Source organism: Stenotrophomonas sp. 2YAF22 (assembly GCF_052114665.1).
Taxonomy (GTDB): domain Bacteria; phylum Pseudomonadota; class Gammaproteobacteria; order Xanthomonadales; family Xanthomonadaceae; genus Stenotrophomonas; species Stenotrophomonas indicatrix.
This window is the reverse complement of record NZ_JBFRFE010000051.1, coordinates 1-12,049: the sequence shown is the minus strand read 5'-3', so window position 1 is coordinate 12,049 and position 12,049 is coordinate 1. Positions and strand designations below refer to the sequence as shown.

11 protein-coding genes and 1 pseudogene are annotated in these 12,049 nt (G+C 66.0%); 3 read left to right on the top strand and 9 right to left on the bottom strand.

The annotated features are described in order from the left end of the window. The 3 genes from AB4Y84_RS03820 to AB4Y84_RS03810 all read right to left on the bottom strand — a co-directional run. The coding region (locus tag AB4Y84_RS03820) for an efflux RND transporter periplasmic adaptor subunit (RefSeq protein ID WP_442249790.1) at nt 1-456 on the bottom strand (456 nt) is incomplete at its 3' end. A gap of 91 nt (nt 457-547) precedes the next feature. Beyond that, nucleotides 548-1,318: an SDR family NAD(P)-dependent oxidoreductase gene (locus AB4Y84_RS03815; RefSeq protein ID WP_025878841.1), complete on the bottom strand. Its 771-nt coding sequence runs from the start codon at nt 1,316-1,318 to the stop codon at nt 548-550. After that, entirely contained in the window at nt 1,315-1,542 is a 228-nt protein-coding gene (locus AB4Y84_RS03810) for a hypothetical protein (protein ID WP_223494836.1), read from the bottom strand. The genes AB4Y84_RS03815 and AB4Y84_RS03810 overlap by 4 nt, the downstream gene beginning before the upstream one ends. Nucleotides 1,543-1,689: 147 nt before the next feature. Between AB4Y84_RS03810 and AB4Y84_RS03805 the strand changes: the two genes are divergently transcribed. Beyond that, nucleotides 1,690-2,721 carry a LysR family transcriptional regulator gene (locus tag AB4Y84_RS03805; RefSeq protein WP_025878839.1) on the top strand — a complete coding sequence of 344 codons (1,032 nt, stop codon included), beginning with the start codon at nt 1,690-1,692 and terminating at the stop codon, nt 2,719-2,721. Between the two features lie 181 nt (nt 2,722-2,902). On the opposite strand, the gene AB4Y84_RS03800 is transcribed toward AB4Y84_RS03805, so the two are convergent. Together AB4Y84_RS03800 and AB4Y84_RS03795 are read right to left on the bottom strand one after the other, a co-directional pair. Further along, a complete protein-coding gene (locus AB4Y84_RS03800) occupies nt 2,903-3,598 on the bottom strand; it encodes an OmpA family protein (protein WP_089240401.1) in 696 nt (231 codons plus the stop codon). A 141-nt stretch (nt 3,599-3,739) separates the two neighbouring features. Then, entirely contained in the window at nt 3,740-5,155 is a 1,416-nt protein-coding gene (locus AB4Y84_RS03795) for a cryptochrome/photolyase family protein (protein WP_442249789.1), read from the bottom strand. 112 nt (nt 5,156-5,267) lie between these two features. Between AB4Y84_RS03795 and AB4Y84_RS03790 the strand changes: the two genes are divergently transcribed. After that, on the top strand, nt 5,268-5,849 hold the full coding sequence (locus tag AB4Y84_RS03790) for a hypothetical protein (RefSeq protein WP_363731262.1): 582 nt from the start codon (nt 5,268-5,270) through the stop codon (nt 5,847-5,849). Nucleotides 5,850-5,954: 105 nt separating this feature from the next. Here AB4Y84_RS03790 and AB4Y84_RS03785 read toward each other — a convergent pair. The 4 genes and pseudogenes from AB4Y84_RS03785 to AB4Y84_RS03770 form a co-directional block, all read right to left on the bottom strand. Continuing rightward, nucleotides 5,955-6,089 (bottom strand): annotated as a pseudogene (locus AB4Y84_RS03785) (inorganic diphosphatase); the annotation flags it as partial. 10 nt (nt 6,090-6,099) lie between these two features. Beyond that, nucleotides 6,100-7,407, bottom strand: a complete 1,308-nt coding sequence (locus AB4Y84_RS03780; RefSeq protein WP_363731380.1) for a metallophosphoesterase family protein — start codon at nt 7,405-7,407, stop codon at nt 6,100-6,102. 53 nt (nt 7,408-7,460) lie between these two features. Beyond that, complete coding sequence (locus AB4Y84_RS03775; protein ID WP_394198339.1) at nt 7,461-8,579, bottom strand: phytase; 1,119 nt, start codon at nt 8,577-8,579, stop codon at nt 7,461-7,463. After that, a complete protein-coding gene (locus AB4Y84_RS03770) occupies nt 8,579-11,137 on the bottom strand; it encodes a TonB-dependent receptor (protein WP_442249788.1) in 2,559 nt (852 codons plus the stop codon). The genes AB4Y84_RS03775 and AB4Y84_RS03770 overlap by 1 nt, the downstream gene beginning before the upstream one ends. A 153-nt stretch (nt 11,138-11,290) precedes the next feature. Here AB4Y84_RS03770 and upp point away from each other — a divergent pair, with 153 nt between their 5' ends. Then, a complete protein-coding gene (upp, locus tag AB4Y84_RS03765; protein ID WP_442249787.1) occupies nt 11,291-11,923 on the top strand; it encodes a uracil phosphoribosyltransferase in 633 nt (210 codons plus the stop codon). The last annotated feature ends 126 nt before the right edge of the window (nt 11,924-12,049 follow it).

Sequence of the window (12,049 nt, the reverse complement as noted above, 5' to 3'; positions counted from 1 at the left end):
CTGTTCGGCGGTCTCGGTGGAAATCGCCTGCTGCTCGGCCAGGCGCTTGGCACGCTCGGACTCGCTGCGGGCCAGCACCGCCTGGGTACGCGCACGGGCCAGTTCGGCGTTGGCGCGATCGTACTCGGCCTGGTAGCTGCGGGCATCGATGGTGAACAGGACGGCGCCCTTCTTCACTTCTTCGCCTTCAACGTAGTTGACCTTGTCGATGTAGCCGGACACGCGCGGGCGCAGCTCGACGCTCTGCACGGCCTCGACGCGACCGCTGAATTCGTCCCACTGGCTGACCTGCTTGAGCAACACGGGGGCAGCGCTGACCTGCGGCGGGGGCGGCGCGCCGGCTTCTTCGGCATGGCCTCCGCTGCAGGCCGCCAGGACGGCGGCAGCGAGGATCGACACGCCAGCCATCGCGATGCGATGACCGAAACGATGTGGAGTGGTATTGGGGGAAGTCATGGCATGCATCCGTACGGAGGGGTGGTACAGCTATTTGAGAATTGCTATCAACTTTCGGCGGCGTATCCTGCGACCTCAACCAAAGTCGAGGTCAAGCGACGCCTGCGGTGTCGCGCCACAGCGGCGGTATTTCCAGGTGCAGCAGGCCGCGTGGCAGTTCGGCATCACTGCTGTCGCAACGGACGATTGCGCGGTTGTCGCGGCACCCGTCGAGCAGGGACACCACGCGGCGACCGACCAGCAGTGAACTCGGCCATTCGATACAGGCGTTGGCAGCGTTGGCCGGCGTGCAGACCGGACTGCACACTTCCAGCATCTGCGCGCGTACGCCTACGGCCTGCGCTTCCTGGTGCACTACCTGCGCGTACATGCGCAACGCTGCGGTGGTGATCGAGGTCTCGCCATAGCCTGCCCAGGGCTTGAGCCCGGCCGGGCTGCCGATCATCACGTAGCGGCGGGCGTGCACGTTGTCCTGCAGCAGCGGCAGCAGGTGGTGCACCGCGTGCACATGCGGCATCAGGTCCGCCTGCAATGCCGCCGACAGGGCGTCACCGCCACGCTCGACCACACGGCCACGGTTGTACGGACCGCCCATCGCGGCAACCACCGCTGCCAGCGGGCGCGGCCGCTGCGCCACGCGTTCGGCCAGCGCACGTGCCGAACTGTCGTCGCTGAGCGAGCCCAGCATCGTCTGCAGGCCCGGCTCATCGGCGAACTGCTCGTGCAACGCCGCCAGGCGGCCCGGATCGCGGCCGACCACCAGCACGGGGCTGCCGGCCTCCAGCAATGCACCGACCACACCCTGGCCCACGGCACCGGTGCCGCCGAGAACCAGGACTTCGGGCGTCAGAATCCCATTCACGGGACATTTCCTCCCAAATCCGGGATAGTCCCGATTCGACGCAGTCGGTCACCCTTGTGGGATGCAAGGCGCAAGGCACCGCCACGCTGCTGACGCATGGGTGCTGTAAACTCCCGAAAATCCTTGTTAACCAAGGAGCTAGGACGGGATTCGACGGTCATTGCCAGGTCCAGAGCGTTCTGGCCGGCAATCCGGAAGCGGGCAAGAATGTTGCGCAGGCTCATGGCGGACGGGCTCCAATTAGCGAATGGCGCCACGATAGACCTCAAACCCCTACTTGATTAGTCCTGATTAAGGGGAATAATCATCCCGTCCCCGGTCCAATCGTTCTGTCACGATTGCCCCATCCCCGACGTCCAGGATTCCTGACCATGTCCCACGATCTCAACGAGACGCTGATCTTCGTCAAAGTGGTCGAGCAAGGCAGCTTCATCGCCGCTGCAAAATCGCTCGGCCTGCCCAAGACCACGGTCAGCCGCAAGGTGCAGGAACTGGAAACGCGCCTCGGTGCGCGCCTGCTGCACCGGACCACGCGCCGCCTCGGCCTCACCGAAGCCGGCTCGATCTATCACGAGCATTGCCAGCGCATCGCGCGCGAACTTGAAGAAGCCGAAAGCGCGGTCAGCCAGCTGCAGTCCGGTCCACGCGGCTGGTTGCGCTTCACCGTGCCCTATTCGATCGGCATCACCTGGATCGCACCGCTGCTGGGCCAGTTCCATGCGCAGTACCCGGAGATCCGCCTGGACATGCACATGGGCAACGAGAAGCTGGACCTGATCGCCGGTGAGGCCGATCTTGCCCTGCGCGTGGGTGCCCTGCCCGATTCCAACCTGGTGGCGCGCAAGCTCGGCAGCCTGCGCACGCAGGTGTTCGCCAGCCCGGCCTACATCGAGCGCTACGGCGAGCCGCTGCATCCGGAAGAGCTGCAGTTCCACCGCATCCTGGCCATGCGCAAGCCGTACCACACCGGCAATTCGCCGCGCTTTACCTGGCAGCTGGGCGAGAACGGTGGCGAGCTGCGCGACTTCCCGGTGACRCCGCTGATGACGGCCAACGACATGTCTGCGCTGAATGGCGCGCTGGTGTGCGGCGAAGGTCTGCTGCTGACCGGCGACGTGATGGCCAAGCCGTTCGTCGAGTCGGGCATGGTGCGCCGCGTGCTGGCCGGCTGGACCGGGCCGGAAGTGGATTTCAACGCGGTGTTCGCCGGTGGCCGGCTGGTCTCGCCGAAGGTGCGCGCGTTCGTCGATTTCCTGGTGGAGAAGCTCAACTTCGATGCCAACTACATGCTGGCGCAGTGCCCCGGTGCGAAGCTGGCGCGGCAGCAGCAGGAACAGGAAGAAGCGGCGCTGGCGAGCAGCGGCAAGCGGATCCTGGAGAAGGTGGCTGCTTCGGCGGCGTAAGCTGCAGCGATGCCGCCTGTACCCTGCTCCTGGATCGCCTCCGGTAGATGCCGACCTTGGTCGGCACGGCTCTCCACATGGGCTATCGGCGTGCCGAGCAAGCTCGGCACCTACAGAAAATGCCGCCTGCAAGGGCGGCATTTTCGTTCCGGCTGCGCCGGAACAGCGATAACGCTGCGCGTTATTGTTTGAGAGGAATCACGCGGATCTCGACGCGACGGTTCTTGGCACGGCCGGCATCGGTGCTGTTGTCAGCGATCGGATAGGACTTGCCCGCGCCCAGGGTCTCGATTCGGACGCTCTGCACGCCTTGGCCGATCAGGTACTGCGCCACCGAATCAGCACGCTCCTTGGACAGACGGTTGTTGACCGCGTCGCTGCCGATGCTGTCGGTGTGGCCGACCACTTCGATCATGGTCTGGTTGTAATCGCGCAGGGTGCCGGCAACGCCATTGAGCGAGCCGTAGAACTGCGGCTTCAGTGCCGACTTGCCGAAGTCGAAGGTAATGCCGTCGGGCAGGTTCAGCATGATGTTGTCGCCCTGGCGCTCGACATCGATGCCGGTGTTGGCGGTGCGCTCGCGCAGCGCGCGCTCCTGGCGATCCTGGTACTGACCCACCGCGGCGCCACTGAGTGCACCGATGCCCGCGCCGATCAGCGCATGCTGGCGACGTTCGGTCGCGCTGTCGCCGGTCAGCAGGCCCGCGGCCACGCCGATGGCAGTACCGATCAGGGCATTGCGGCCGGTGCGGTTCTGCTGCTCGGTCGGGTTGCCGTACGGATCACTCTGCACATAGGAGCCGCCGGTGGCGCAGGCCGACAGGACGGCCGCACTCATCAGGGCCAGTGCGACGTTGCGGGTGGTGTTGCGGATCATGGTGTTCTCCTTGGTTTCCGGTCGGGCCGGCGGCTTGCGGGCGGCAACGAGGATAAACAGCCGGACGCGATGTCGGGATGATGATCACACCGGTCGACAGGGACGTGTTCAGCTAGCTGTCTGGACCGCTCAGCCAGCGCTTTACCCCGCCGCCGACTGACGGTAGGCGGCCAGAGCGGCATCCCGGCCAGCCGCCAGGTCCACCAGCGGCGTGCGCGGGTAGCCGGGCGAGAGTTCGGCCAACAGCTGCGGGTGCTGCCATGGAGCGAACCGTGCCTTCACCGGCAGCGCCACCAGCTCAGGCACCCAGCGACTGATGTAGCGCGCCTGTGGATCGAATTTCTCGGCCTGTGTAACCGGATTGAATACCCGGAAATAGGGAGCCGCGTCGGCACCGGTGCCGGCCACCCACTGCCACCCCATCGTGTTGTTGGCCAGGTCCGCATCCACCAGCGTGTCCCAGAACCAGCGCGCGCCGTGCAGCCAATGCGCACGCAGGTGCTTGCACAGGTAGCTGGCAACGATCATCCGCACCCGGTTGTGCATGTAGCCGGTATGCCAGAGCTCGCGCAGGCCAGCATCAACGATGGGCACACCGGTGTTGCCGCGCTGCCAGTCGTGCAGCTGGGCAGCACTGGGGTTGGACCAAGGGAAGCGATCGAAGCGTGGATTGAGGTTGTCGGTGGGCGTCTTCGGGAAATGGTGCAGCAGGTGGTAGGCGAAATCACGCCAACCGAGCTGGCGCAGGTAGCCGTCGATGTCGGCATCGGTGCCGGCATTGCGCAGGCCTTCCAGCGCGTGGGCGATGCGCCACGGCGCGATTTCGCCGAAATGCAGGTGCGGCGACAGCCGCGAGGTACCGACCCGATCCGGCAGGTCGCGCTGCTCGCGATAGCCGCGCAGCGCACCATCCTCGAACACGGACAACGCCTCGAGCGCACCGGTCTCGCCCGGCTGCCAGAGTTCCCAGAACCCGGTATCCCAGTCCAGCGTGAGCGCCAGTTGCAGCGTATCCAGCGCGAGGCTGTCGACCGTGTGCGCCGGCAGCGTCTCCRGTGCAGCCTGCAAGGCGGGCAAACGCCAGTGGCTGAGTACGTTGCGCCAGTACGGAGTGAATACCTTGTAGGGCTGCCCCTGCTGGGTGGCGATGTCCCAGGGCTCGAACAGCAGGCTGCCGTTGCAGCTCTGCGCATCGATGCCCTGCTCGCGCAGCGTGCGTTTGATGGCGGCATCGCGCGGTTGCGTCGCCGGTTCGTACTTGCGGTTCCAGTACACCGCTTCAGCGCCGGTCTGCTCGATCAACGCCTGCAGGGCCGGCAGGCTGTCACCGGCACGCAGCACCAGCGATGAACCCCGTGCACGCAGGTCGGCGTCCAGCGCTGCCAGCGAACGATGGCGCCATGCATTGGAGGCCGCGCCCGGCGCCCACTCGCCCTCTTCATGCGGCGCGTGGATGTACACCGGCACCACATCGTGGCCAGCTTCCAGCGCCGCCTGCAGCGCCGGATTGTCCTGCAACCGCAGATCCCGACGGAACCATACCAACGCTACCGACACGTGCACTGCCTCTCAGTTGCTGGGCGGCCATGATAGCCAGTGACGGTGAAGGCAATGCGTGCGACCGGCTCTGCTAGGCTGCGCGCTCTTCCGCTTCCGCCCGGCCCACGTCATGGATGATCTTCGCGCCACGTTTGCCCGCTTCGGCCCCCTGCAACCGCAATCCGCCGACGCGTGGCAGGGGCCGTTCCCGCTGCCGGACGTGCTGGCCAGATTCTATGCACGCGTCGGCCCGTTCGGTGAGGTATTCAATCCTGCCAAAGGGCCCAGCGGCATCACCATTCCAGGCCTTGAGGTGTGGATACCGCCCTTGCAGCGCCTGTGGGCCTACCAGGCAGGCTATCGCTGGAACGGCATCGATGGCGAACCGATCAGCGACTGGCCAGCGCACTGGCTGGTGATCGCCGACCGTGGCGCCGACCCTCTCATCCTCGACATCGACGATGGCCGCGTTCTGTTCGCCCGTCATGGCGCGGGCCACTGGGACGCCGACGGGTTCGTCGCCGACGTACCGACCCTGATGGCCGCACTGGCGGCGGCCGGCAGCGTTTACCTCGAGGCCGATGAGGATCTGTACAGCGATGACGATGATGGCGGGATCCGTCCGGTTCATCGCGAAGCGGCGCTGCGCGCTGTCGCTGTGGTGCTGGGCAGCACGGATGAAGCAGAACTGTTCCTGGACGCAATGCAGTAGAGCCACGCCATGCGCGGATGGTGCACGGAAAGCTTCAATCCACGCGTGGCATGGATCCACTTTTGGACTGCTGCATCGCTTCGCTGATCACCCGTCCGTCGTTCTTTCCTGCGGCACCTGCTCCGGCTGAGCGGCCAGGAACGGGTGCAGTACGGTATCGGCAGCAGCCACCGCGCCCACTACCAGCAGCAGGGCAACGGCAATGGCGGCCACGGGAACGAGGCGCGGGCGCGTGCTCATCGGTCTGCCCTCACTCCCAGCACCGGTCGGTGCGGCCCTTGGCGGTCTGCGCACGCGCGCAGTCACGCGGCGCGATCCGTCCCTCCTGCTGCTCCACCCGTTGCTTGCTGCCACCGCCATCGCGCTTCAGCTCGAAGGCGTCGTACAGGCGCCCGGTCACCGTGCGGGCCTCGTAGCGAAGGCGCTGCGGATCGATGCGCAACACCTGGAACAGCTGGGTGTCTTCGCCCACAGGGTCCATCGTCGTGCGTGCTTCGTCCGACAGGCGGTACTGCTTCGGCCCGGCTACGGTCACCACGTACTGCGGCGTTGCCGCCTGCCCTTCGCCGCGACGGCCATAGGTGTGGTCATGCCCCTGCAATACCAGATCCACCTTGTGGCGGCGCACCACCGGCAGCAGCACCTTGCGCAGGGCAGCATTCTCGCGGCCCTCGCGCGGCGAATAGAACGGCTGGTGCAGCAGAACGATCGTCCACGGCTGCCGGTTGCCGGACAACACCTTGTCCAACCACTGTGCCTGCGCCTTGGCGGTACCGAGATCCAGCGCCGAAGTGCCATCGACCACGGCCACGCGCACGCCCTGTGCGTCGAACCAGTAGCTGGTACCCGCCGCCGCGCTGGCACCGTTGCCCGGCAGGGCGAAGGTCACCGGCCAATGGCGGCCCAGCACACGGCGCTCCTGTGGCGTGTCCTCGAATTCCTCGAAGTACTCGTGGTTGCCGATCGCCGGCGCCACCAGCGTCTCCTGTGCAAGCCAGTTGGTGGCGGCAAACCATTCGCCCCATTCGCTGTCGTCCATGTTGTCGCCACCGCTGACCAGGTCGCCGGCAAACAGGCTGATCCGTGCATCCGGCGCGGCCTTCTGTGCAGCCCGCACCACGCGGCTTACATGGCTGACGTTCTTGTTCTGGGTATCGCCGAAATACAGCAGGGTCAGCGGCTGGTCGGCAGCGGCCAGCGTACGCAGCTGGTTCCACGCGCTCCAGCTGCCATTGCCCTGTACGCGGTAGACATACAGGGTGTCCGGCTGCAAACCATCGATGTCGGCGCGATGATGATGCGACAGGCCGTTCTCGGTCTGCAGCACCTGGGTCTTCGCGCGCACCTGGACGATGCCCTCGATGGCCGGCGAATCGTCGGCCCGTGCGATTTCCAGCAGCGGCGACTGCACGCTGCCATCGGTGCGCCAGGCCACTGCGAAGCCGTGGCTGGGGTCGACCGATGGAGAGGCAACGATGCGGTCCGGCACCGGTGTGGCCGCGTAGTAGCGGCTGCCCGACGGCACCTGCGTATTGGGCTCGGCCGCAGCCATCGCCATCGATGGCAATGCCAGCAGCAGCCCGATCGCAAGCAGGCGCACCAAACGCGCGCTCACGAGCCACACTCCAGCGGCAGGGCCAACTGCTTGGCGATGCTCTCCCAGTCGAAGGCCACCACACCCTGGTCATCGTGCACCGCATACAGGGCACCGTGCGGGAACCGTGGCGTCGGCTGCTGCATCATCCAGATGCCATCGGTGTTGGCCACGGTATTGCCCTGGAACGCACCCACCGGCTTCAGCGTATGGCGGTCGAACAGATGGAACACGCTGCGCTGCTTGCCCTGCTCGGTGGTGATCCACCAGCCGTCCTTGCCGCAGGTGCGCAGCATCACGCCTTCGGCCTGCGCCTTGAACACGTCGCGACCGAAGGTGGTGCCGGTGAAGCGCCCGGCCAGGGTGTAGACCTTGAATTCGCTGGCGTAGCTTTCGTCCTCTTCGGCGATCAGCAGGCGATCATTGGCCGGATCCCCCCAGATCGATTCGACCACACGCAACGCGCCGGCTTCGCTGGTATCACCGATGCTGGCCGACAGTGTTGCCTGCACCTTCGTGCCATCGCGGGACACGTGGTACTGGCGCACGCGCTTGTCCAGCTCAGCCAGCGGCGGCAGGATGTCCTTGCCCTGTGCGTCCTCGCCGTTGTCCCAGGAGTCGGTGACGTAGACGCTGTAGCCATCGGCACGGCGGTCCACCCACAGGCCGTAGGGCTTGCGCAGATCGTCGGCACCGAAGGTGGCCAACGGAGTGAAGTCCGGCAGCGAAAGCACCTGCACACGGTGGTTGTCGCGCTCGACGATCCACAGCAGGTCATCGATCACCGCGATGCCGTTGGGACGATCGAACTGGCCCAGGCCGGTGCCGGTGCTGCCGACGTCGCGCAGGTGCTGGCCGTTGCTGCCGTCGTAGACCACCAGCTTGTCGGTGGCCTTGGCCGTGGCGATCAGCCAGGTCTTGCCATCCGGCGCCTGCCAGGACGCGGGCGAATCGATGTTGTCGGCCGGGGTCATCGGGGTCAGGAAGGCCTCGGCGATGGTCGCCACGTTGCGCTCGACCGGTGCCACAGCGCCGGTCGCTGCAGCCGCTGCCGGCGCTTTGTCCGCGGCCGGCGTGCAGCCGGCGGCAAGAACGGCTGCCAGCGAGGCCGCCATCAGGGTGATGCAACGCGCCATCACAGCGCCACCTTCAGGCCGACGGCGTAGGTGCGGCCATATTCCTCCATCTGCAGGGTGCGCGAGCGCGTGCCCTGGTACAGCTCCAACGGCTTGTCCAGCAGGTTCTGCGCTTCAAAGTACACGCTCACGTTCGCGTTGAACTTGTAGTCCAGCGAGAAGTCGAGCTGGGTGTTGGGCGCCACGTAGATGTCGAACGCACGGCCCTTGCCGATGCTGTCCAGGTACTCGCTGCGGTACACCGCCGCCAGACGGGTGCTGAGGCCGTACTTTTCATAGCCGATGTGGGCGCTGTACACGTGCTTGGAGGCACGCGGCAGGGTGAAATCCTCACCGGCGCGATCCTCGATGCCAGCGTCGAATCCGGTATCCAGCCAGGTGCCGCTGGCGCCCACCAGCAGGCCGTCCAGGCCGGCGGGCAGGAAGGCCAGCTGCTGCTGCCAGTTCAGCTCCGCACCACGCACGGTGGCTTTGCGGCCATTGATCGGCTGGGTCACGTCGAAACCACCGTAGGCCGGATCATTGGTGCGCACCGTCTCGACGATGTAGCCGTCGATGGACTTGTGGAAAAGACCGAGCGAAACGATGCCGGTGCTGCCGAGGTACTTCTCCACCRACAGGTCGATGTTCTTCGACTCGTACGGGTCCAGCTCAGGATTGCCCAGGCGCACTTCCTCGTCGCCGCGGCTGTAGCCGACGCGCGGCGAGATATCGCCGAAGGACGGGCGCGAAACGGTCTTGTTGGCCGACGCGCGCAGCACCCAGTCATCGGCTACGTCGTAGCGCAGGTGCAGGCCCGGCAGTACGTTGGTGTAGCTGCTGTTGGCCACGCGCGGGGTTACGGTGTAGCTGCGGCCGTTGGCCGCCACATCGACCTGGTTGCCTTCGGCCCTGAAGCGCGTGTTCTCCACACGCACGCCACCGATGATGCGCAGCGCACCGACATCCCAGGTCCCCATGGCGTAGCTGGCGAAGATGTCTTCACTGGCGGTGTAGTCCTCTTCCAGCGAGGTCATCGCGTTGGCGCCGACATCCTGCGGCCGGGCACTGAACTGGCCACGGTTGGCCGCCCAGTACGCGCGCATCGCGTCCGAATCCATGCCGTCACCCAGGGTGCCGTGGCGGTGATCCGGGGAGCCGGTGGTCCAGCTGGACAGGGCAACCTTCGGGCCGACGCGCAGTTCGCTTTCGTCTACGTTGACGTCGCGGTCGCGCCAGCGCCCCAGCAGGCCGAACTTGATGCTGCTGCTGTCGCCGTCGAAGCGCACGTTGACCTGGGCGCTGTGCTCCTTGTCGTCCACCTGCTTGGGTGAAATCACGAAGCGGTCGAACGCGTAGTTCGCGTTGTCCAGCCACTGCGGATTGTCGAAGCTGTAGCTGGGCATTCGACTGCTCTGGTCCAGCGTACCGTTGAAGGCCTTGCCGTTGAGCTTGAAGCGCGCCTCCATTTCATCGTTCACCCGCTCTTCGGTGCGGGTGAAACCAACCTTGTAATCGACCACGGCGTTGGTCAGCGTGTTCTCGCCGCCCAGGCTGGCCGCAAAGGTGTTCTCTTCCTTGGTGCGGTAGCGCATGCGCTTGTCGATGGAATCCTTCGGCATGCCCTCCAACCGGTACTGGTCGGTACCGGTCTTCACCATCTTCGCGTCATCGAAGTTGAAGATCACGCGCTGGCGGGTTTCGGCATCATCGAACTGGCTGTACAGCGCACGCAGGTAGTACTTGCTGTCCTCGTTCGGGCGCCAGTCCAGGTTGAGGTTGGCGCCGATGCGCTTGCGTTCGATTTCGTACTTGCGGTGCTGCAGGTTGATCGCGGTGACATCGCCCGGTGCGGGATCGTCTTCGCCGTCGTACTCCACTTCGGTGTTGTCGGATTCGAACGTGCGCTTCTGGTAGTTCACGCCCAGCGCCACGCCGAAGGTGTCGTTGAACACTTCGCTGTAATTGAAGGCCGCCTTCGGGCTGGTTTCGCCGGACAGCTGCTGGTGGCTGGCTTCGATCTTGCCGCGCAGGCTGCGGCCGTCACGATCGAAGGCCGAGGCCGATTCAACCAGGATCGCGCCACCGATGGCGTCGCCCGGCATGTCCGGGGTCGGCGACTTGACCACGCGCAGGCGCTCGGTCGAATCGGACGGAATCACATCCAGCGGCGCCGCGCGGCTGGAATCTTCCGGGGTGCCGATGGCGATGCCGTCGACGCTGACGCTGTTGAGGTTGGCATCCAGGCCACGCACCACCACGAACCGGCCTTCACCCTGGTCGCGGGTCACGCTGATGCCCGGCAGGCGCTGCAGCGACTCGGCCACGTTCTTGTCCGGGTACTGGCCCAGCGCGTCGGAGGACACGGCGTCTTCGATGGCATCGCTGCTGCGCTTCAGGTCGACGGCGCGTACCTGCGATTCCAGCTGCGCGCGCACTTCGATGCGGTCCAGATCGGTCGCTGCGGCGACACCCCCTGCCACGGCAGCGGCAGCGTTTTCGGCCGCCAGCACTGACGGGCTGGCCGTCACCAGCAGCGAGAGGCTGATTGCCAGGCCCAACGTGTTCTTCTTCTGCACAGCTATCCCCAACGGTGTAAAGATTGGGTCAGCACGGTATGTCCGGCAGGTTGCATGGGCATGACACCGGTGGAGCCTGGCCTGCCGGACCCGGCTCGGCACCACCGCGCATTCCGCTTAAAATGGGGGCCTCCCCTTCTGCCAGACCCTCCCATGAAGATCGTCGAAGTGCGCCACCCGCTGGTGCAGCACAAGATCGGCCTGATGCGCAACGCCGCGCTCAGCACCAAGGATTTCCGCGAACTGGCCAACGAACTGGGCACGCTGCTGGCCTACGAGGCCACCGCCGACCTGGAAACCGAGCCGCACACCCTGCCTGGCTGGTCCGGCCCGGTCACCGTGCAGCGCATCGCCGGCGCCAAGATCACCGTGGTGCCGATCCTGYGCGCCGGCCTGGGCATGCTCAGCGGCGTGCTGTCGCTGATCCCGGCCGCCCGTGTCAGCGTGGTCGGCCTGCAGCGCGATGAGGAAACCCTGCAGCCGGTGCCCTACTTCGAGCGCCTGACCGGCCGCCTGGAAGAGCGCGACGCGCTGATCCTCGACCCGATGCTGGCCACCGGCGGCACCCTGATCGCCACCATCGACATGCTCAAGCGTGCCGGCGCACGCCGGATCAAGGGCATCTTCCTGGTTGCCGCGCCGGAGGGCATCGAAGCGGTCAAGGCCGTGCACCCGGACGTGGAGATCTACACCGCCGCGATCGATGCGCAGCTCAACGACAAGGGTTACATCCTGCCGGGCCTGGGTGATGCCGGCGACCGCATCTTCGGTACCCGCGTGGGCTGAGATCGACCGGGGCGGAGCGCTTTCGAAAGGAAGTGCTCCACCCGCTCCAGGCACCTTCACGCCGGCTTTGCAGCGACGGGCGAATGCTCCGCGCACCCGCCCTGCCCTGGAGCCACCATGAAAGCC